Annotated in this window: 20 protein-coding genes; 18 read left to right on the top strand and 2 right to left on the bottom strand. The window is 71.0% G+C overall.

The window, feature by feature from the left end; genetic code table 11:
• The 15 genes from infB to AB0F81_RS12395 all read left to right on the top strand — a co-directional run.
• On the top strand, window positions 1–1985 hold a 1985-nt coding region (infB, locus tag AB0F81_RS12465; RefSeq protein ID WP_360195250.1), incomplete at its 5' end, for a translation initiation factor IF-2.
• Window positions 1986–2230: 245 nt separating this feature from the next.
• A complete protein-coding gene (locus AB0F81_RS12460; protein ID WP_360195248.1) occupies window positions 2231–3256 on the top strand; it encodes an SAM-dependent methyltransferase in 1026 nt (341 codons plus the stop codon).
• 33 nt (window positions 3257–3289) lie between these two features.
• On the top strand, window positions 3290–3583 hold the full coding sequence (locus AB0F81_RS12455; RefSeq protein ID WP_360195245.1) for a DUF503 domain-containing protein: 294 nt from the start codon (window positions 3290–3292) through the stop codon (window positions 3581–3583).
• 71 nt (window positions 3584–3654) lie between these two features.
• Window positions 3655–4116, top strand: coding sequence for a 30S ribosome-binding factor RbfA (rbfA, locus tag AB0F81_RS12450; RefSeq protein ID WP_360195243.1), 462 nt, complete (start codon window positions 3655–3657; stop codon window positions 4114–4116).
• Window positions 4113–5129, top strand: a complete 1017-nt coding sequence (locus AB0F81_RS12445) for a bifunctional oligoribonuclease/PAP phosphatase NrnA (protein WP_360195241.1) — start codon at window positions 4113–4115, stop codon at window positions 5127–5129. The genes rbfA and AB0F81_RS12445 overlap by 4 nt, the downstream gene beginning before the upstream one ends.
• A gap of 448 nt (window positions 5130–5577) precedes the next feature.
• Window positions 5578–6909: an MATE family efflux transporter gene (locus AB0F81_RS12440; protein WP_360195238.1), complete on the top strand. Its 1332-nt coding sequence runs from the start codon at window positions 5578–5580 to the stop codon at window positions 6907–6909.
• 27 nt (window positions 6910–6936) lie between these two features.
• Window positions 6937–7818: a tRNA pseudouridine(55) synthase TruB gene (gene truB / locus AB0F81_RS12435; protein ID WP_360195262.1), complete on the top strand. Its 882-nt coding sequence runs from the start codon at window positions 6937–6939 to the stop codon at window positions 7816–7818.
• A gap of 81 nt (window positions 7819–7899) precedes the next feature.
• Window positions 7900–8832: a bifunctional riboflavin kinase/FAD synthetase gene (locus AB0F81_RS12430; RefSeq protein WP_360195235.1), complete on the top strand. Its 933-nt coding sequence runs from the start codon at window positions 7900–7902 to the stop codon at window positions 8830–8832.
• A gap of 114 nt (window positions 8833–8946) precedes the next feature.
• A complete protein-coding gene (gene rpsO / locus AB0F81_RS12425) occupies window positions 8947–9216 on the top strand; it encodes a 30S ribosomal protein S15 (RefSeq protein ID WP_111651421.1) in 270 nt (89 codons plus the stop codon).
• A 199-nt stretch (window positions 9217–9415) separates the two neighbouring features.
• Window positions 9416–11752, top strand: coding sequence for a polyribonucleotide nucleotidyltransferase (locus AB0F81_RS12420; protein WP_360195231.1), 2337 nt, complete (start codon window positions 9416–9418; stop codon window positions 11750–11752).
• Window positions 11753–13081, top strand: a complete 1329-nt coding sequence (locus tag AB0F81_RS12415) for a pitrilysin family protein (protein ID WP_360195228.1) — start codon at window positions 11753–11755, stop codon at window positions 13079–13081.
• A gap of 93 nt (window positions 13082–13174) precedes the next feature.
• Entirely contained in the window at window positions 13175–14053 is an 879-nt protein-coding gene (locus AB0F81_RS12410) for a phosphatase PAP2 family protein (RefSeq protein ID WP_360195259.1), read from the top strand.
• Window positions 14054–14057: 4 nt separating this feature from the next.
• A complete protein-coding gene (gene dapB, locus AB0F81_RS12405) occupies window positions 14058–14807 on the top strand; it encodes a 4-hydroxy-tetrahydrodipicolinate reductase (protein ID WP_360195225.1) in 750 nt (249 codons plus the stop codon).
• An 18-nt stretch (window positions 14808–14825) separates the two neighbouring features.
• Window positions 14826–15263, top strand: a complete 438-nt coding sequence (locus AB0F81_RS12400) for a hypothetical protein (RefSeq protein ID WP_360195222.1) — start codon at window positions 14826–14828, stop codon at window positions 15261–15263.
• Window positions 15260–16099, top strand: coding sequence for an MFS transporter permease (locus AB0F81_RS12395; protein WP_360195219.1), 840 nt, complete (start codon window positions 15260–15262; stop codon window positions 16097–16099). The genes AB0F81_RS12400 and AB0F81_RS12395 overlap by 4 nt, the downstream gene beginning before the upstream one ends.
• A 413-nt stretch (window positions 16100–16512) precedes the next feature.
• Here the strand turns inward: AB0F81_RS12395 and AB0F81_RS12390 are convergent, their stop codons facing one another.
• Window positions 16513–16908: a DCC1-like thiol-disulfide oxidoreductase family protein gene (locus AB0F81_RS12390; protein WP_360195216.1), complete on the bottom strand. Its 396-nt coding sequence runs from the start codon at window positions 16906–16908 to the stop codon at window positions 16513–16515.
• 4 nt (window positions 16909–16912) lie between these two features.
• Complete coding sequence (locus tag AB0F81_RS12385; protein WP_360195213.1) at window positions 16913–17476, bottom strand: GNAT family N-acetyltransferase; 564 nt, start codon at window positions 17474–17476, stop codon at window positions 16913–16915.
• A 42-nt stretch (window positions 17477–17518) separates the two neighbouring features.
• On the opposite strand from AB0F81_RS12385, the gene AB0F81_RS12380 reads away from it, so the two are divergent.
• The 3 genes from AB0F81_RS12380 to dapA are packed head-to-tail and all read left to right on the top strand — an operon-like array spanning window position 17519 to window position 20207.
• Window positions 17519–18760 (top strand): crosslink repair DNA glycosylase YcaQ family protein, encoded by a 1242-nt coding sequence (locus AB0F81_RS12380; RefSeq protein WP_360195211.1) that lies wholly within the window; start codon window positions 17519–17521, stop codon window positions 18758–18760.
• The gene (locus AB0F81_RS12375; protein ID WP_360195208.1) at window positions 18757–19287 is read left to right on the top strand and encodes a DUF2752 domain-containing protein; all 531 of its coding nucleotides are present in this window, start codon (window positions 18757–18759) and stop codon (window positions 19285–19287) included. The genes AB0F81_RS12380 and AB0F81_RS12375 overlap by 4 nt, the downstream gene beginning before the upstream one ends.
• 26 nt (window positions 19288–19313) lie before the next feature.
• Window positions 19314–20207, top strand: coding sequence for a 4-hydroxy-tetrahydrodipicolinate synthase (dapA, locus tag AB0F81_RS12370; RefSeq protein WP_360195205.1), 894 nt, complete (start codon window positions 19314–19316; stop codon window positions 20205–20207).
• Window positions 20208–20219 lie beyond the last annotated feature (12 nt).

The following is a 20219-nucleotide window of genomic DNA, read 5'->3' as shown; positions in this document are numbered from 1 at the left end:
GTGCCGGTGCCCCGGGTCGTCCGGGTGGTGCCGGTGGCCGCGGTCGCGGCGGCGGTGCGGCGGGTGCCTTCGGGCGTCCCGGCGGCCGGCCGACGCGTGGCCGCAAGTCGAAGAAGCAGCGGCGTCAAGAGTTCGACAACCTGTCTGCTCCGCAGATGAGTTCGGGCGCTCCGCGTGGTCAGGGCCAGGAGATCCGGCTCTCCCGCGGCGCGTCGCTCTCCGACTTCGCCGACAAGATCAACGCCAACCCGGGCTCGCTCGTCCAGGAGATGTTCAACCTGGGTGAGATGGTCACGGCGACGCAGTCGGTCTCCGACGACACCCTGCTGCTGCTCGGTGAGCACCTCGGCTTCGACGTGAAGATCGTCAGCCCCGAGGACGAGGACCGTGAGCTGCTCGCGCAGTTCAACATCGACCTCGACGCCGAGGTGGCGGAGGACCGGCTGGTCACCCGGCCGCCGGTGGTGACCGTCATGGGTCACGTCGACCACGGTAAGACGAAGCTGCTCGACGCGATCCGCAAGACCAACGTGGTCGCCGGCGAGGCGGGTGGCATCACCCAGCACATCGGCGCCTACCAGGTCGTGGTGCCTCACCAGGGTGAGGACCGGGCGATCACCTTCATCGACACCCCGGGTCACGAGGCGTTCACCGCCATGCGTGCCCGTGGTGCCCAGGTGACCGACATCGTCATCCTCGTGGTGGCGGCGGACGACGGCGTGATGCCGCAGACGGTCGAGGCGTTGAACCACGCCAAGGCCGCCGAGGTGCCGATCGTCGTGGCGGTCAACAAGGTGGACAAGCCGGACGCCAACCCGGAGAAGGTCCGTCAGCAGCTGGCCGACTACGGCCTGCTCGCCGAGGACTACCAGGGCGACACGATGTTCGTCGACGTCGCCGCCAAGCCGGGGATCGGCATCGACAACCTCCTCGAGGCTGTCCTGCTGACCGCGGACGCGGCGCTGGAGCTGACCGCCCCGATCGACGGCCCCGCCCAGGGTGTCGCGGTCGAGGCGCACCTGGACAAGGGTCGCGGTGCCGTGGCCACCGTCCTGGTGCAGAAGGGCACGCTGCGGGCCGGCGACTCGATCGTGGCGGGCGGCGCGCACGGCCGCGTCCGCGCCATGCTCGACGAGAACGGCAAGCAGGTCGCCGAGGCCGGCCCGGCCCGTCCGGTCCTGGTCCTGGGTCTGACGTCGGTGCCCAGCGCCGGCGACACGTTCCTGGCGGCCGAGGACGACCGCACCGTGCGGCAGATCGCCGAGCAGCGGCAGGCCCGCCGTCGTGCGGCGGCCTTCGCCAACTCGGGGACCAAGGCCACGCTCGAGACGCTCATGGCCCAGCTCAAGGAGGGCGAGAAGACCTCCCTCACGCTGGTCATCAAGGGCGACAGCTCGGGTTCGGTCGAGGCCCTCGAGGACGCGCTGTTCAAGATCGAGATTCCGGACGAGATCCAGCTCAAGGTCATCCACCGCGGTGTCGGTGCGATCACCGAGAGCGACGTCAACCTGGCGTCGGCCTCGTCGGAGCAGACCGCGACGATCATCGGCTTCAACGTCCGGGCCTCGAACAAGGTCAAGGAGATGGCCGACCGCGCCGGCGTGGAGATCCGCTACTACAGCGTGATCTACCAGGCCATCGAGGAGATCGAGGCGGCGCTCAAGGGCCTGCTCAAGCCGGAGTACGAAGAGGTCGAGCTGGGCACCGCGGAGATCCGCGAGGTCTTCCGCTCGTCCAAGATCGGTCTCATCGCCGGTTGTATCGTCCGGTCGGGTCTCATCCGCCGCAACGCCAAGGCGCGCATCCTGCGCGAGGGCACCGTGGTGGCGGACAACGTCACGATCAGCTCGCTCAAGCGGTTCAAGGACGACGCCACCGAGGTCCGTGAGGGCTTCGAGTGTGGTCTGACGCTCCAGGGCTTCGGCACGCCGCAGATCGGCGACGTGATCGAGACCTTCGAGATGCGCGAGAAGCCGCGGGCGTAAGCCCTCGGCTCCACGGACGGCCCCCGGTGCTCCGGCACCGGGGGCCGTTGCTTGCCGGCTCCGCTTCGCGCCGCGGGCGATCCCCTCTCACCGGCGGCGGTTGCTTGCCGGCTCCGCTTCGCTCCGCGGGCGATCGCCTTGTAACCGGTGAGAGGGCCGGCGGTTTCCGCCACCCGCAAACCCCGCGGGCGTCGAAACCACTGGCCCTCTCTCCGGCGGCGATCGCTGTTCGGCAGAATGGCGGGATGTCCAGGTACGCCATGCTGCTCGCCCCGTCCGCCAACCGCGTCTACGCCGACCAGGCGTCCCGCATCTCCCAGGCGGAGCTGGCGGCGTTCGGCCCGGTGCTCTCCGGTGAGCTCGCCGAGATCGAGGCCACCACGATCGGTGGCGTGGAGTACGTGACGTTCACCGCCGACCTGGACCCGCGCGACATCGCCTACCTGTCCAACCTGTCGGCGGCCTACGCGCTGTTCGAGCGGGTCGACACCGACCTGCTGCGCCCGCTCACCCTGACCCCGCTGGCCCGTTACGACAGCGACCTGATCACCATCCCGAAGTACGCGGGCAAGACCAACGAGCAGTTCACCAAGCTGGTGCTGAACCTGACCCTGCTCGCCTCGACGTCGGCGAGCCGGATGCTCGACGGCCACCTCACCGTCCTGGACCCGCTCTGCGGCCGCGGCACCACGCTCAACCAGGCCCTGATGTACGGCTACGACGGGATCGGCATCGAGATCGACGGCAAGGATGTCGAGGCGTACAAGCTGTTCCTGCAGACCTGGCTCAAGCGCAAGCGGCTCAAGCACACCGCCGAGCTGGTGCCGATGCGCCGGCAGGGCCGCCGGGCCGCCCGCCGGCTGGAGGTGACGCTCGCGCCGAGCAAGGACGACCACAAGGCCGGCGCCGTGCAGAAGGTGACCGTGCTGCACGCCGACACCACCCAGCTCGACGGCCTGATCCGGGGCGGGGTCGCCGACGTGCTGGTGGCCGACCTGCCCTACGGCGTGGCCCACGGCAGCTACGACGACGGTGGCGGCATCTCCCGTCGCCCGCTGGACCTGCTGGAACGCGCCGTCCCGCACTGGCTGCCGCTGCTGCGCCCGGGCGGCGCGATCGGGCTCTCCTGGAACACCAAGGTCGCCAAGCGCGAGCTGGCCGAGGACATCCTGCTGGCGAACGGGCTGACCCTGGTCGAGCACCTGCCGCTGGAGCACCGGGTGGACCAGGGCATCGAGCGGGACGTGGTGGTGGCCCGGAAATCGGGCTGACCCGGGTGTCCCGCGGGCGTACATTGCTCGCTGATGTATATCGAGACCGCAGTCTTCGACCTGCTCCTGCCCGGTGACTCACGCTCGCTGAAGCAGAAGCGTTCCTACGTCCGGCCGATCATCGCGATGCTGAGGAAATTCGAGGTGAGCGTCGCCGAGGTGGGTTTCCACGACCTGCACGGCCGGGCACAGATCGGGGTGGCCGTGGTGGCGCCGGACTCCGCACAGGCCCGCGCCGTGGTGGACACCTGCGAGAACCAGGTGGCCGGCCGCCCCGAGATCGAGTTGCTCTCGGTGAAGCGACGGCTTTACGGCGACGACGACTGACCTGGGTACGCTTCACCAGTTGGGGCGGGGGCGGTTTTGACCCGCGGAAATGACAGTCGGAGGTGGGCTAGATGTCGGATCCGGCCAAGACACGGCGGCACGCGGAGCGCATCCGTGAACTGGTGGCTTCGCTGGTGCGGGAGATCAAGGACCCGCGCCTCGGCATGGTGACGATCACGGATGCCCGGATCACCGGCGATCTGCGTGAGGCGACCGTCTTCTACACGGTTCTCGGCGACGTGACCGAGCAGTCCTCGACGGCTGCGGCTCTGGAGAGCGCGAAAGGGATGCTGCGCAGCCGGGTCGGTCACGCGCTCGGGCTGCGGCACTCGCCGAGCCTGGCGTTCGTCCTGGACAACGTGCTGGACAACGTCAAGGAGATCGACGACCTGCTGGCCCAGGCGCGGCACCGCGACCAGGAGGTGCAGCGGCTCGCCGCCGGGAAGAAGTACGCGGGCGATCCCGACCCGTACAAGAGCGACGAGGACGAGGACGAGGACGAGCGGGTCGGTGCCCGCGAGGACCAGGGGTGAGTCTGCCCTCTGAACCCACCGCCGAGCAGTGGGCCGCCGCCGTCGCGGCGGTCCGCTCGGCCGGTGCGGACGACGAGGTGCAGCTGTTCTGCCACGTCAACCCGGACGGGGACGCGCTCGGCAGCATGCTCGGCTTCGGCCTCGGGCTGCGGCGCCTCGGCTTCACCCGGATCCGGGCGACGTTTCCCGGCGACTTCGCGGTGCCTTCGCCGTACGCTGCTCTGCCCGGCGCCGACCTGCTGGTGCCGGAGCCGGAAGCCTTCGCTGACCCGCGCCTGGTCGTGGTCTTCGACGTGGCGAGCGAGTCGCGCCTCGGCGCGCTCGCCGGGCGGCTCGCGGCCGCGCCGTGCAGCATCGTGCTGGACCACCACGCGTCGAACACCGGGTTCGGCGACGTCCGGCTGGTCGACCCGCGGGCGGCGGCCACCTCGGTGGTCGCCGAGCAGCTGCTGGCGCGGCTCGGGGTGGAGCTGGACCGGGAGATCGCCGAGTGCCTCTACGTGGCTCTGGCGACCGACACCGGCTCGTTCAAGTTCGACATGACCACGGTCGCGGTGCACGAGCTGGCGGCGCGCCTGATCGCCACCGGCCTGCGTCCCGGTGAGATCTCCCGGCGCGTCTTCGACAGCCGGCCCTTCGGGGCGATGAAGCTGACCGGCGAGGTGCTGGGGCGTGCGGTCCTGGAGCCGGCGGCGGCCGGCGGGCGCGGCATGGTGTGGACCTGGGCCACCCTGGCCGACCTGGAGCGGCACGGCCAGCCGCCGTATGTGCTGGACACCCTGATCGACCCGGTGCGTTCGGTGGCCGAGGCGGACGTCTCGGTGGTGGTGAAGCAGGTGGCGGCCGGGGAGTGGTCGGTGTCGCTGCGCAGCAAGGGCGCGGTCGACGTGAGCGGGGTGGCGGTGTCGCAGGGCGGCGGCGGGCACCGGCTGGCCGCCGGGTTCACCGGTTACGGGGAGGCGGACGACGTGGTTGCCACGGTTCGTCGCCTACTCGACGAATATCTGAACTGATCGGCGTTTTCGCAGGAAGATGGGGGTCACCCGAACGGGTGGCTCCCATTTTTCTGTCCCGGATCGCGGGATCCCGCTCTCACAACGATGAGTGAACGTTAGTTTGGGTCCTGAACGGTGATTTGGTTTCGCGCGGCTGCCACCACCGCCTTCCGCGGAACCTCGAGCCACCCGGGTCCACCGCCCCGGGCCGCGTCACCGACGCCTGATCCGGCGATCCCGGATCGGCTAGTGACGCCCCGCTCGACCGCCTGGGGCGCCCCGCGTGCGCGGAGCGCCCGACCCACCGTGGAAGGAATTCCGCTCATGGCTGCCAAGCCGAAGCCCCAGCCCACCAACGACGAGCGCGAGCAGGCGCGCCGCGCCCTGCAGACCTCGCTGGACACGCGTCAGTAAGTGACGGGGCCGCGTTGCGGCCCTTACTCTCAGGCGGGCATCATGGGACACCATGAGCCCGCCTGCCGATCCGTACGCCGAACCCCGCCGTAGCGCCTCGGCCCGCCGGATCGCCGGCCTGGCTCTGCCCGCGCTCGTGGTGCTGGCCGCCGAGCCGCTCTACGTCCTGGTGGACACCGCGGTCGTCGGCCACCTCGGCCCGGTCGAGCTCGCCGCGATCGCGGTCGGCGGCACCGTGATGTCGCTGGCCGCCTGGTTCGGCACCCTGATGGCGTACGGGACGACCGGCCGCGCCGCCCGCCGCTTCGGCGCCGGCGACCGGCCGGCCGCGGTCGCCGAGGGCGTGCAGGCGTCCTGGCTGGCGCTCGGTGTCGGTGTGCTGCTCGCCCTGCTCGCGCTGGTCGGGGCCGAGCCGCTCGCCCACCTGCTGGCCGGCAACCCGGAGACCGCCGAGGCCGCGGCCGGCTGGCTGCGCATCGCCGCGTTCGGTGCGCCCGGCCTGCTGCTCGCCGCCGCCGGCAACGGCTGGATGCGGGGCGTGCAGGACACCCGGCGCCCGCTCGCCATCGTCCTCGGTGCGAACGTGCTCTCCGCCGTGCTCTGCCCGGTGCTGGTCTATCCGCTCGGACTGGGCCTGACCGGCTCGGCGATCGCCAACGTCGTCGCGCAGACCCTCGGCGGTGGCCTCTTCCTGCTCGCGCTGATCCGGGAGACCCGCGCCCTGCGCCCGATCCCGTCGATCATCGTCCGGCAGGTGGTGCTCGGCCGTGACCTGCTGATCCGCGGGGTCGCCTTCCAGGCCTGCTTCCTGTCGGCGACCGCGGTCGCCTCCCGCTTCGGGATCGCCGCGGTCGGCGCCCACCAGATCGGGCTGCAGCTCTGGTTCTTCGCCGCGCTCGCCCTCGACGCGGTCGCGATCGCCGCGCAGTCGCTGGTCGGCGCCGCCCTCGGTGCCGGCGACGCGGAGGAGGCCCGCGACGTGGCCCGCCGGGTCACCCTCGCCGGTGGGGTGGCGGCCACCGTCTTCGCGCTGCTGGCCCTGGCCGGCGCCTCGGTGGTGCCCGGCTGGTTCACCTCCGATCCCGCGGTGCACGACCAGGCGGCGATCATCTGGCCCTGGTTCGTCGGGCTGCTCCCGTTCGCCGGCATCGTCTATGCCCTGGACGGTGTGCTGATCGGCGCCGGCGACGTCGCCTTCCTGCGCACCATCACGGTGATCTCGGCCCTGTTCGGCTTCCTGCCGGCGATCTGGCTGGCGTACGCCCTGGATCTCGGCCTGGGCGGCGTCTGGGCCGGGCTGGGCCTGTTCACCCTGGTCCGCTTCGTCACCCTGATGTGGCGCTGGCGCTCCCCGCGCTGGGTGGTGGTCGGCGCGACCCGCTGAGGCCGCCCATAGGGTGGGCGGGTGAACATGGACGGACTGATCGTGGTGGACAAGCCGGCCGGGATGACGTCGCACGACGTCGTCGCCCGGATCCGGCGGCTGGCGAAGACCCGGCGGGTGGGGCACGGCGGCACGCTCGACCCGATGGCGACCGGTGTGCTGATCATCGGGGTGAACCGGGCCACCCGCCTGCTGACCTATGTGATCGGTTCCCGCAAGAGCTACACCGCGACGATCCGGCTCGGGCAGACCACGGTGACCGACGACGCCGAGGGCGAGGTCACCGCCACCACGCCGGCGGGTGCGGTGACCGACGAGGCGATCCGGGCCGGGCTGGCCGCCCAGGTGGGCGAGATCGACCAGGTGCCGAGCGCGGTGAGCGCCATCAAGATCAACGGCCAGCGGGCCTACAAGCGGGTGCGCGAGGGCGAGGCGGTCGAGATCCCGGCGCGGCGGATCACCGTCTTTCAGCTGGACGTCCTGGACATCCGCCGGCCGGAGGGCGCCGACGTGGTCGACGTGGACATCGACGTCACCTGCTCGTCCGGCACCTACATCCGGGCGATCGCCCGGGACCTCGGCGCGGGCCTCGGGGTCGGTGGGCACCTGACGGCGCTGCGCCGGACCGCGGTCGGCGAGATGACGCTGGACGCCGCGGCCACCCTGCCGCAGTTGGAGGAGCGTGCGCCGGACGTGGTCGGTCTCCCGCTCGCCGAGGCGGCCCGGCGGGCGTTCCCGCAGCGTACGGCCACTGCGGAGGAGACCCGGGTGCTGCGCCACGGCGGCCCGCTGAGCCCGGTCGGGATCGACGGGCCGTACGCGGTGTTCGACGAGTCCGGCGAGGTCCTCGCGATCGTCAGCGAGCGCGGCGGCCGGGCCCGGGCGGAGATCGTGCTGGCCCCGGCCTGACACCGCGGCCCACTGCACGCCCGGCCCCCGCCGGCCAATCGATACGCTAGGCCCGACGAAGCGGCGGAGGTGTATGCGGACATGCAGCGATGGCGGGGCTACGAGTCGGTCCCCGGCGGGTGGGGCCGGTCGGTCGTGACGATCGGCGTCTTCGACGGCGTGCACCGGGGGCACCAGGCGATCATCGGGCACGCCGTGAAGCGCGCCCGTGACCTGGGCCTGCGGTCGGTGGTCGTGACCTTCGACCCGCACCCGGCCGAGGTGGTCCGGCCCGGGTCGCACCCGGCCGTGCTCACCGAGGCGGTCCGCAAGGCCGAGCTGATCGAGGAACTCGGCGTCGACGCGCTCTGCGTGGTGCCGTTCACCCCGGCGTTCTCCCAGCTCAGCCCCAACGAGTTCGTGCACGACGTGCTGGTCGAGGCGCTGCACACGGCGGTCGTCGTGGTGGGCGACAACTTCCGGTTCGGGCACAAGGCCGCGGGTGACGTGACCCTGCTGGAGACGCTCGGGCGCACGTTCGGCTTCACCCTGGAGGACGCCCCACTGGTCGCCGAGGACGGGCTGGTGTTCTCCTCGACGTACATTCGCAGTTGTGTCGACGCCGGGGACGTGCGTGCCGCGGCCGCCGCGCTCGGCCGGCCGCACCGCCTGGCCGGCGTCGTGGTCCGCGGCGACCAGCGCGGGCGCGAGCTGGGGTTTCCCACCGCCAACCTGATGGTGCACCGCTACGCGGCGGTGCCCGCCGACGGCGTCTACGCGGCCTGGCTCATCCGCGGCGGTGACGAGGCCGGCCGGCTGCCGGCGAGCGTGTCGATCGGCACCAATCCCACCTTCTCCGGCCGGGAGCGCCGGGTGGAGGCCTACGTGCTCGATTTCGACGGCGACCTGTACGGCGAGCGGGTCAGCCTGGACTTCGTCGCGCAGCTGCGGGAGCAGCGCACATATGACTCCATCGAACCGTTGATCGCCCAGATCAGGGCGGACGTGGACGAGACCCGGGTGTTGCTTCAGTGACGCCCTGATAGGGTTGGTGGGTCGTTGGAATATCCGACACCGGTCCCGCCTGCCTGCCCGACGCCGCGGGTCGCGGGGTAACCGTGCAATCGGCAACACAGAAGTCCGGAGATTATGGCGCTCGATCAAGAGACCAAGAACAAGATCATGGGTGAGTACGCGACCAAGGAGGGCGACACCGGTTCGCCCGAGGTTCAGGTCGCCATGCTGACCAAGCGGATCGCCGACCTGACCGAGCACCTGAAGGTGCACAAGCACGACCACCACAGCCGTCGTGGTCTGCTGCTGCTGGTCGGTCAGCGCCGCCGCCTGCTGAACTACGTTCAGAAGAAGGACATCGCGCGTTACCGGACGCTCATCGAGCGTCTCGGCCTGCGCCGATAGCTTGACCTTCGGGGAGCGGCCGCTGGTCGCTCCCCGATAATTTCCACCCCACGGACCCGCGCGGATCACACCCTCAGCACCGGTCCTCGGTAGTGGTTCCCAGGCACGCAGAGCTAGCTCCTGGGTACTTCGATCGAAGACCGGCCTTCTGAACCGCGCTGTAGACCGCCGGGTCCTCGACGAAGGAGTACCGCACTTCATGACCGAGCAGAACAACGCTCTGGGCAAGGAAACCCGCACCGCCGTCATCGACAACGGATCGTTCGGCACCCGGGAGATCGTCTTCTCCACCGGCCGCCTCGCACAGCAGGCCGCCGGTTCGGTGATCGTCCAGCTGGGCGACACCACCGTCCTCTCCGCGACCACCGCCAGCAAGCAGCCGAAGGAGCACTTCGACTTCTTCCCGCTGACCGTGGACGTCGAGGAGCGGATGTACGCCGCGGGCCGCATCCCCGGCTCGTTCTTCCGGCGTGAGGGCCGTCCCAGCGAGGACGCCATCCTCACCTGCCGCCTGATCGACCGGCCGCTGCGCCCGTCGTTCACCAAGGGCCTGCGCAACGAGGTCCAGGTCGTCGAGACCGTCCTCGCGCTCGACCCGGCCCACCCCTACGACGTCGTCGCCATGAACGCGGCCTCGATGTCCACCAAGCTCTCCGGCCTGCCGTTCAGCGGCCCGGTCGGCTCGACGCGGGTCGCCCACGTCGAGGGCCAGTGGGTCGCCTTCCCGACCCTGGAGGAGCTCGAGCGGGCCACCTTCGACATGGTCGTCGCCGGTCGCGTCACCGCCGAGGGCGATGTCGCGATCATGATGGTCGAGGCCGAGGCCACCCCGCACGCGATCAAGCTGATCTCCGCCGGCGCCACCGCGCCGACCGAGGAGATCGTGGCCAGCGGCCTGGAGGCCGCCAAGCCCGCGATCCGCGAGCTGTGCCGCGCGCAGAGCGAGCTGGCCGAGGTCGCCGCCAAGCCGGTCGCCGAGTTCCCGGTCTTCCTGGACTACCAGGACGACGTGCTGTCGGCCGTCTCCGAGGTCGTCCGCACCGAGGTCGCCGAGGCGCTGAAGATCGCCGGCAAGCAGGAGCGCGAGGAAGCCCTCGACCTGGTCAAGGCGAAGGCGCACGACCTGCTCGACGAGCGGTTCGAGGGCCGGGAGAAGGAGATCAGCGCGGCCTTCCGCTCGATCACCAAGTCCGAGGTCCGTCAGCGGGTGCTGCGCGAGCAGGTCCGCATCGACGGCCGCGGCCCGCGTGACATCCGCCCGCTGACCGCGCAGGTCGGCGTGCTGCCGCGGGTGCACGGCTCCGCGCTGTTCGAGCGTGGCGAGACCCAGATCCTGGGCGTCACCACCCTCAACATGCTGCGCCTGGAGCAGTCGCTGGACACTCTCGCCCCCGAGAAGACCAAGCGCTACATGCACAACTACAACTTCCCGCCGTACTCGACCGGTGAGACCGGCCGGGTGGGCTCGCCGAAGCGCCGCGAGATCGGCCACGGCGCGCTGGCCGAGCGGGCCCTGGTGCCCGTGCTGCCGTCGCGCGAGGAGTTCCCCTACGCGATCCGTCAGGTCTCCGAGGCCCTCGGCTCCAACGGTTCGACGAGCATGGGCTCGGTCTGCGCCTCGACGCTGGCCCTGCTCAGCGCCGGTGTGCCGCTGAAGGCCCCGGTCGCCGGTATCGCGATGGGCCTGATCTCCGACGAGGTCGACGGCAAGACGCAGTACGTGGCGCTCACCGACATCCTCGGCGCCGAGGACGCGTTCGGCGACATGGACTTCAAGGTCGCCGGCACCAGCGAGTTCGTCACCGCCCTGCAGCTGGACACCAAGCTCGACGGCATCCCGTCGGACGTGCTGGCCGGCGCGCTGCAGCAGGCGCACGAGGCCCGCGCCACGATCCTCGGCGTGATGACCGCCGCGATCGAGGGCCCGGCCGCGATGAGCGAGCACGCTCCGCGGGTCACCACCGTGAAGATCCCGGTCGACAAGATCGGCATGGTGATCGGCCCGAAGGGCCAGACCATCAACGCGATCCAGGACGAGACCGGCGCCGACATCTCGATCGAGGACGACGGCACGATCTACGTCGGCGCGACCAACGGCCCGGCCGCCGAGGCCGCGGTCGAGCGGATCAACGCGATCGCCAACCCGACCCTGCCGAAGGTCGGCGACAAGTTCCTCGGCACCGTGGTGAAGACGGCCGCGTTCGGCGCGTTCGTCTCGCTGCTGCCCGGCCGCGACGGTCTGCTGCACATCTCCAAGGTGGGCGACGGCAAGCGGGTCGAGAAGGTCGAGGACTTCCTCAACGTCGGCGACAAGGTCGAGGTCTCGATCGCTGACATCGACGCCCGCGGCAAGATCTACCTGGACAAGGTCCGCCCGGAGGGCGAGGAGGCCCCGGCCGCTCCGGCCGCCGCTTCCGGTGAGGGCCGGGAGAGCCGGCCGCCGCGCGAGGACCGCGGTCCGCGTGAGGGTGGCGGCGAGCCCCGCCGGCGCCGGTCGCGTTCGTCCGGCGGCGACCGTGGCGAGCGTCGCGACTAAGTGACAGCGTTTTCCAGCGGGCCGGCCGAGAGGCCGGCCCGCGTCGTGACCAGGACACTCGGCAGCGGCGTCCGCAAGACCACCCTGCCGAGCGGCCTGCGCATCATCACCGAGGCGATCCCGACCACCCGCAGCGCCTCGCTCGGGATCTGGGTCGGGATCGGCTCCCGGGACGAGACGCCCGCTCTGCACGGCGCCTCACACTTCCTGGAGCACCTGCTCTTCAAGGGCACCCACAAGCGCACCGCCCTGGACATCTCAGCGGAGATCGAGGCGGTCGGCGGGGAGACGAACGCCTTCACCACGAAGGAGTACACCTGCTACTACGCGCGGGTGCTCGACGCCGACCTGCCGCTCGCCGTCGACGTGCTCTGCGACGCGGTCGCCGACTCGATCATCGAGCCGGCCGACGTGGAGACCGAGCGGGGCGTCATCCTCGAAGAGATCGCGATGCACGAGGACGAGCCCGGTGACGAGGTGCACGACGTCTTCGCCGAGGCGATCTACGGCGATCACCCGCTGGGGCGGCTGATCTCCGGGACGCCGGAGTCGATCACGCCGATGACCCGCAGCCAGATCCACGGTTTCTACCGGCGGCGTTACACGCCGCCGCAGATCGTGGTCGCCGCGGCCGGCAACCTCGACCACGCGCAGGTGGTCCGGCTGGTGCGCAAGGCTCTGGCCGGCACGCCCCTGGACACCGCGCCGGCGGCGCCCGCCGAGCCGCGCACGGGCAACAAGAGGGTACGGGTGCGCAAGCCCCACAACGTCGTCCTGCACCGCGACACCGAGCAGGCGCACATCGTCCTGGGCGGCGCCGGGCTGGGCCGTCACGACGAGCGCCGCTTCGCGCTCGGGGTGCTCAACAACGTGCTCGGCGGCGGCATGTCGAGCCGGCTGTTCCAGGAGATCCGGGAGAAGCGCGGCCTCGCGTACTCGGTCTACTCCTACGCCGGCCAGTACGCGGACTCCGGCCTGGTCGGCGTCTACGCGGGCTGTGCCCCGTCCAAGGCGGCCGAGGTGCTCGACCTGATCCGGGCCGAGCTGGACCGGGTCGCCGCCAAGGGCATCACCCCGGACGAACTGGCCCGCGGCAAGGGCATGGTGAAGGGCTCCTACGTGCTCGGGCTCGAGGACACCGGCTCCCGGATGAGCCGGCTCGCCAAGTCCGAGCTGCTGCACGGCGATCTCATGGGTGTCGACGAACTGCTCGCCCGGGTCGACGCGGTCACCGTGGAAGAGGTCAACGCGGTCGCCGCGGATCTGTTCTCGGGTGAGCGCTCGCTGGCCGTGGTGGGACCGTTCGACGAGGCCGAGTTGCCTACCTAGCTACCCTTGGACCCCGTGACAACCCTGGAGACACCGCCCGAAACCCCCGCCACCCCGCCGCCACCGGAGCACCGGAAACGGCGGATCATCGGGATGTTGATCTGGGCGGTCGTCTTCGCGGTGGGGGTCTCCTTCGTCGGCGTGCCGACGAGCGACCCGCTGATCGCCTTCGGCTGGCTGTGGCTGGCCACCATCGCGTGGCGCAACTACGAGCCGTGGAAGACGCACCTGCGCTTCCTGCGCGACTGGCTGCCGATCTGCCTGCTTCTGGTCATCTACAACGTGTCCCGCGGTTACGCCGACGGGTTGTTCGACCCGCACGTCACCGAGCTGATCGCCATCGACCGGTGGATGTTCGGCGGGGTCGTGCCGACCGAGTGGTTGCAGGAGCACCTCTACCAGCCGAACGTTGTCCAGTGGTGGGAGGTGGTGGTCTCCCTGGTGTACTTCTCGCACTTCCTGACCATGCCGACCATCGCGGTGGTGCTCTGGATGCAGAGCCGCCCGCAGTGGGCCCGGTTCATGCGCCGCTGGTTCACCCTCTGCGTGTTCGGCCTGATCACCTATTTCCTCTACCCGGCGGCGCCGCCGTGGTGGGCCGCCGAGCCGCAGCACGGGTCGCTGATCGAGGCGGTGCGCATCTCCACCAACGGCTGGAAGGCGATCGGTCTGGAGGGCGCCGGCAACACCCTCAACGCCCTGCAGATCGAGGCGGCCAACCCGGTCGCCGCGATGCCGTCGCTGCACACCGCGTTCGCCTTCATGTCGGTCGTCTTCTTCCTGCCGATGATCCGCAAGCGGTGGTGGCCGCTGCTGTTCGCCTACCCGCTGTCGATGACCTTCACGCTGGTCTACACGGCCGAGCACTGGGTGATCGACGTGCTGGTCGGATGGGCCTACGTGGGGCTGGTCTTCCTCGTCGTGGGCCTCGCGGAGCGGTGGTGGGAGGCGCGCCGCCGTACGTTAGGTTGACGGTGTGACTGAAGCTATTCGTGTCGGTGTCCTCGGCGCTCGTGGCCGGATGGGCCTCGAGGTGTGCAAGGCGGTCGACGCCGCCGACGACCTCGAACTGGTCGCCATGATCGACCAGGGGGACTGGCTCTTCAACGCCTCCGACGCGGGCGCTCAGGTGCTGGTCGACTTCACCAGCCCCGACGTCGTGATGGACAACCTGCACTGGGCCATCGAGCAGGGCATTCACGTGGTGGTCGGCACGTCCGGCTTCACCGAGCAGCGGCTGGAGCGGGTGCGCGGCTGGCTGTCGCACAAGCCCGAGGTCGGCGTGCTGATCGCGCCCAACTTCGGCATCGGCGCGGTGCTGATGATGCAGTTCGCCGCCCGCGCGGCCCGCTACTTCGAGTCGGTCGAGATCATCGAGCAGCACCATCCGCGCAAGCTGGACGCGCCCAGCGGCACGTCGATGCACACCGCCAAGGTGATCGCCGAGGCGCGGGCCGCGGCCGGCTGCGCCCCGATGCCGGACGCGACCAAGGAGGAGCAGCTCGGCGCCCGCGGCACCGACATCGACGGGGTCCGGGTCCACTCGGTGCGGGCCGCCGGGCTCGTCGCCCACCAGGAGGTGCTGTTCGGCACCACCGGGGAGACCCTGACCATCCGGCACGACTCGCTGGACCGGTCGTCGTTCATGCCGGGTGTGCTGCTCGCCGTCCGCAACGTCGTCAACCGCCCGGGCCTGACCATCGGTCTGGACCCGCTGCTCGACTGACCCCGCTATCTTGTCGCGGTGACCGATCTGACAACCACCGGCCGCAGGGTGCGGGTCGCGGCGACCATCGCCGGCCTGCTCCTGCTGCTGGCCGGGACCTTCTGGGGCCAGGACGACCACTTCCCGTTCGGCCCCTTCCGGATGTACTCGACGTCGCCCGACCCGAACGGCGACGCCAAGGACACCCGGGTGGAGGGCGTCGACGAGACTGGCCGGACGATCGTGATCAACGAGGCGAACAGCGGCATCCGGCGGGCCGAGATCGAGGGCCAGCAGGCCGCCTACCAGGCTGATCCGTCCCGGCTCAGCCGGATCGCCGAGGCGTACGCGGAACACACCCCGGACGCCCCGCCGCTGCGCGAGGTGCGGATCGTCATCCGCTGGCACGGCATCGAGAACGCCCGGCCGACCGGTGAGCACCGGGACGAGATCATCGCGGATTGGATCCGGCCGTGAACGCACTCACCCGCTGGCTGACCGAGCCGGTGCCGCGCGGGCGGATCGCCGCCTTCCGGACCCTGGTCTACCTGTTCGTCGCCGCCGACCTGGTCATCTTCACGCCCTGGGTGCACGCGCACGCGAACACCCCGGGCGACCTCTACCAGCCGCTGCTCCTCGGCCGGCTGCTGCCGCTGCCCACACCGGGCCCGCTGCTGGTGCACGGGATCTTCTGGGCGCTGCTGGCGCTGTCGCTGGCCGCCGCGAGCGGGCGGGCGCCCCGCCTGCTCGGCTGGCCGGTCTTCATCCTCTACTTCGAGTGGATGATCATCGCGATGAGCTACGGCAAGGTCGACCACGACCGGGTCGGGCTGCTCGTCGCGCTGGCGGTGCTGCCCACGGTCGGGCGCGCCCGGCACGGCGATCGCGAGCTCAGCGAGGCCGGAGGGTGGGCGTTGCGGGTCACCCAGATCGCGGTGATCTGCACGTACTTCCTGGCCGCGCTCGCCAAGCTGCGCTTCGGTGGCCTGGAGTGGGTGACCAGCGGGGTGCTCGCGCAGGCCATCATCCGGCGCGGCACCGAGTTCGCCGACCTGATCGCGGGCGTTCCCTACCTGCTGATCCTGGCCCAGTTCGGGATCATCGCGTTCGAGCTGCTCAGCCCGCTGGTGTTCGTGGTGCCGCCGCGCTGGCGCACCCGGGTGGTGATCTTCTTCTACTCGTTCCACCTGATGACGTTCTCGATGATCACGATCTCGTTCGCCCCGCACCTGGTGGCGATGGCCGCCTTCCTCCCGCTGGAGAAGCTGCGGCTGCGCCGCCGCGCCACGCAGACTCCCCAGCCCACCAGCTGACAGCCACCCCAGCCGGCTGACCGTGAGCGCCGTCTCGTGGGCGCGGAGGCAGCCCCGCGCGGCAGCCGGTCGGGCCGGCTGACCGTGAGCGCCGTTTCGTGGGCGCGTAGGCAGCGCTGGGTGGCAGCTGGTTGGGGCGGCTGACGGTGAGCGCCGTTTCGTGGGCGCGTAGGCAGCCCCGCGCGACAGCCGGTTGGGGCGGCTGAGGGTGAGCGCCGTTTCGTGGGCGCGGAGCTAGCGCTGGGCGGCGGCTGGTTGGGGCGGCTGAGGGTGAGTGTCGTTTCGTGGGCACGGAGGCAGCGCTGGGCGACAGCTGGTTGGGGCGGCTGAAGGTGAGCGTCGTTTCGTGGGCGTGGAGGCAGCGCTGGGTGGCAGCCGGCCGGCAACGTGCGCCAGTCGTACCCCTGCGGTTTCTAGCTCGCCTGGGGGCGGCGGTTCTGCGGAACCGCGCAGGCGGCCGTGCCGCCGGGCATCAGGTCGCGATGATCCGCGACCCACTGGTAGGCCGGCCAGGCGGCGGCGCGAATCGGCCGCAGGCCGAGAGCCGACCCGGCGAACGTCCAGAACCGCCCGGCGTCGCGCAGCAGCAGCGCGATCGCGTCCGGCCCGGCGGCGGTGGTGCCGTCCGTGCCGACCCACTGCACCGCCGCCTCGCACTGCTCGACGGTGAGACCGAGAGCGGGCAGGTCGGCGAACTGCCACGGGATCACCGTGGCCCGGGTCGGGATGCGGCGCTCGATGAACTGGGCGCACGAGGTGCAGAAGGAGCAGTCGCCGTCGTAGACGAACGTCGGCTGGTTATTCGTCACCGTCTCATTCTCCGTCGATCGCGACGTGCATCCGCAGCTGGGGTACGAGCAGGTCGTCCACGTCCAGGGCCCGGCCCGCGCCGTCCGGTTCCCAGCCGGTGGAGCCGAGGAACTTGCGCATCACCTCGTCGGCCTCGTAGACCCAGGCGACCGCGGTGCGGAAACCGTCGTCGCGCCAGTTGTCGACCGCGGCGGCCAGCAGCCGGCTGCCGTGCCCGCGCCGGCCCCACCGGGGTTCGATCAGCAGGTCGGTGACGGCGGCGACGTCGTCCGGCAGCGGCTGCTCCTCGGGCGCGAGGGCCTGCTCGTCGGCCGGCCCGGAGGCGGCGAAGCCGACCACGTGCGACGCGGTCTCGCCCTGCTCGACGGCGATCAGCACGCGGTGCCGCGACGACGGCGGCTCGGTGATCGCCTCGGTCCAGCCGCGGGCGAGGTAGGCCTCGTCCAGATTGGCCAGAACGTGCGCCGGAAACATCCGGCGATAGGCGGTGCGCCAGGTGGAGAGCTGGATGCGAGCGATCTCCGGGGCGTCTTCGGGACGCGCGGGACGGACGAAGCCGAGAGCCATGGCGGCAACTTTGTCATACCCCTGACCTAACCTGCTTTCACGATGGCCGTTCCTGACTCCCTCTCCGTCGCCCAGGCCCGCCGGATCACGCTGGCGGCCCAGGGTTTCGCCGACCCCAAGCCGGGCGGCGCCACCGATCTGCGCCACCTGCGCCGCGTGCTGCGCCGAGTCCATCTGATCCAGATGGACTCGGTCAACGTGTTGCAGCGGGCCCATTTCATGCCGCTCTACAGTCGCCTCGGTCCCTATCCAGCCGGCCTGCTGGAGCGGGCCGCCTACCGGCGACCACGCGAGCTGTTCGAGTTCTGGGGGCACGAGGCCTCCCTGATCCGGGCCGACCTGCAGCCGTTCTTCCGCTGGCGCATGGCCCGGGCACACGAGCTGGCCTGGGGCAACATGCGCCGGATCGCGGTCGAGCAGCCGGAGCTGGTGTCCTGGGTGCTCGACGAGGTCCGCGACCGCGGCCCGATCACCGCCGCCGAGATCGAGCACGACGCCCCGCGGAGCAAGGAGCACTGGGGGTGGAACTGGTCGGTCGTCAAACAGGCGCTGGAGTGGCTTTTCTACTCCGGTCAGGTGACCGCCGCCGAGCGGACCACCTCGTTCGCCCGGCGCTATGACGTGCCCGAGCGGGTGCTGCCGGCCGAGGTGCTGGCGGCGCCTACCCCCGAGCCGGCCGAGGCCTTCCGCACGCTGGTGGAGCTCTCCGCCCGGGCCCTCGGCGTCGCGGCCGAGCCGGAGCTGCGTGACTATTTCCGGCTGCCCCTGCTGGAGTGCCGCGCCGCGGTCGCCGAGCTGGTCGAGGCGGGCGTGCTGCGCCCGGTCACGGTCGCCGGGTGGAAGGCGCCGGCCTATCTGCACCACGAGGCCCGGCTGCCCCGCCGGGTGCGGGCGGCGACCCTGGTCAGCCCGTTCGATCCGCTGATCTGGGAGCGGGCGCGCACCGAGCGGCTCTTCGACATGGCCTACCGGATCGAGATCTACGTGCCCCAGCCCAAGCGGCTGTATGGGTACTACGTGCTCCCCTTCCTGCTGGGCGACCGGTTCGCCGCCCGGGTCGACCTCAAGGCCGAGCGCAAGACCGGCGTGCTGCAGATCCCGGCCGCCTGGCTGGAGCCGGGCGCCGACCCCGGCGAGACGGCCGAGGCGCTCGCCGACGAGCTGTTCCGGCTGGCCGGCTGGCTGGGCCTGCACAGCGTGTCGGCACCCGAGCGGGGTGACTTCGCCGCCCCTCTCACGGCCTCACTGAAGTCGCGCGCCCCGGGTGTACCGTGGCGCCCATGAGCACCACGACGCTCCCGCCGTGGCTGGCCGACCAGCCGGTTCAGGGTCCGGCGGTGCCGCCGGAGTGGTTCGCCCCGCAGCCCGACCGCGTCTCCCGGTTCCTGCTGCGGCTCAGCGCCCGTTCACCGGTGTGGCTCGCCCCGCTGGCCGTGCTCGCGTGCATGGGCGCCGCCGCGGGTTACACGCTGATCAGCGACCCGGCTCAGGCGGAGGCCGGCGCCGAGCCGAGCTGCATCCTGAAATTCACCACCGGGTTCGTCTGCCCCGGCTGTGGCGGCACCCGCGCGGCTTGGTACCTGTTGCACGCCAACGTCCCGGCCGCCGCACGCCACCACCTGCTGTTCGTCTTCGCGGTCCCCTTCCTGCTGTACATGTATGTCGCGTGGGCCGGGCGCTCGGTCTTCAAGTGGAGGCTGCCGCAGCTGTCGTTCAGTCCGGCCGTCATGATCACATTCATGGCGGTCTGGGGCGTCTGGAGCATCCTGCGCAACCTGCCGTGGGCGCCGTTCACCGCTTTCTACGTGTGACCGGGCCGTCCGATAGGTTGTCAGGTATGACGCACGACCCGCGGCCCTTCGGACGGCTGCTGACCGCCATGGTGACCCCGTTCACCTCCGACGGTTCCCTGGACACCGAGGGCGCGGCCCGCCTGGCCGCCTACCTCGTCGACGAGCAGCGCAACGACGCTCTCGTGATCAGTGGCACCACCGGGGAGTCCCCGACCACCTCCGACGCGGAGAAAGACGCTCTGCTGCGCGCCGTGGTCGAGGCCGTGGGCGATCGTGCCAAAGTCCTGGCCGGTGTGGGCACCAACAACACCGCGCACACCGTCGAGCTGGCCCGCGCCGCGGAGAAGGCGGGGGCGAGCGGGCTGCTGGTCGTCACGCCGTACTACAGCAAGCCGCCGCAGGCGGGCATCGAGCGGCACTTCCGCACGGTCGCCGACGCCACCGGCCTGCCGATCATGGTCTACGACATCCCGCACCGGGCCGGGACGGCGATCGCCACCGAGACCATGTGCCGGATCGCCGAGCACGAGCGGATCGTCGGGGTCAAGGACGCCAAGGTCGATCTGGTCGCCACCTCGTGGGTGCTGTCGCGCACCGATCTGGCCTACTACTCGGGTGACGACGCCGCCACGCTGCCGCTTCTCGCGGTCGGCGGGGTCGGCCTGGTCGGCACCTCCACCCACTTCACCGGCCACCTGGCCAAGGACATGATCGAGGCGTACGAGCGGGCTGACACCGCGACTGCGCTGACCCTGCACCGTAAGGCTTTGCCCCTGTTCACGGGCATCTTCCGGACGCAGGGCGTCATGCTGGTCAAGGCCGGTCTGAACGCGTTGGGCCGGCCCGCCGGGCCGGTTCGCGCGCCGCTGGTCGACGCGACCGGTGAGGAACTGAACCAACTGCGCCAGGACGCCGCCGCGGCCGGCATCGTGCTCTGACAGGAAGAGGCG

Source organism: Actinoplanes sp. NPDC024001, from assembly GCF_040638955.1.
Classification (GTDB): domain Bacteria; phylum Actinomycetota; class Actinomycetes; order Mycobacteriales; family Micromonosporaceae; genus Actinoplanes.
The sequence above is the reverse complement of the archived record's forward strand: the minus strand, read 5'-3'. Positions and strand labels throughout refer to the sequence as shown.

Coding starts and splice junctions, on each gene's coding strand:
- AB0F81_RS12375 (WP_360195208.1), top strand. CDS start 18,757: ATGAGCACCACGACGCTCCCGCCGTGGCTGGCCGACCAGCCGGTTCAG.
- AB0F81_RS12380 (WP_360195211.1), top strand. CDS start 17,519: ATGGCCGTTCCTGACTCCCTCTCCGTCGCCCAGGCCCGCCGGATCACG.
- truB (WP_360195262.1), top strand. CDS start 6,937: ATGGACGGACTGATCGTGGTGGACAAGCCGGCCGGGATGACGTCGCAC.
- rpsO (WP_111651421.1), top strand. CDS start 8,947: ATGGCGCTCGATCAAGAGACCAAGAACAAGATCATGGGTGAGTACGCG.
- AB0F81_RS12385 (WP_360195213.1), bottom strand. CDS start 17,476: ATGGCTCTCGGCTTCGTCCGTCCCGCGCGTCCCGAAGACGCCCCGGAG.
- AB0F81_RS12440 (WP_360195238.1), top strand. CDS start 5,578: ATGAGCCCGCCTGCCGATCCGTACGCCGAACCCCGCCGTAGCGCCTCG.
- rbfA (WP_360195243.1), top strand. CDS start 3,655: ATGTCGGATCCGGCCAAGACACGGCGGCACGCGGAGCGCATCCGTGAA.
- AB0F81_RS12410 (WP_360195259.1), top strand. CDS start 13,175: ATGTTGATCTGGGCGGTCGTCTTCGCGGTGGGGGTCTCCTTCGTCGGC.
- dapA (WP_360195205.1), top strand. CDS start 19,314: ATGACGCACGACCCGCGGCCCTTCGGACGGCTGCTGACCGCCATGGTG.
- AB0F81_RS12455 (WP_360195245.1), top strand. CDS start 3,290: ATGTATATCGAGACCGCAGTCTTCGACCTGCTCCTGCCCGGTGACTCA.
- AB0F81_RS12460 (WP_360195248.1), top strand. CDS start 2,231: ATGTCCAGGTACGCCATGCTGCTCGCCCCGTCCGCCAACCGCGTCTAC.
- AB0F81_RS12430 (WP_360195235.1), top strand. CDS start 7,900: ATGCAGCGATGGCGGGGCTACGAGTCGGTCCCCGGCGGGTGGGGCCGG.
- AB0F81_RS12420 (WP_360195231.1), top strand. CDS start 9,416: ATGACCGAGCAGAACAACGCTCTGGGCAAGGAAACCCGCACCGCCGTC.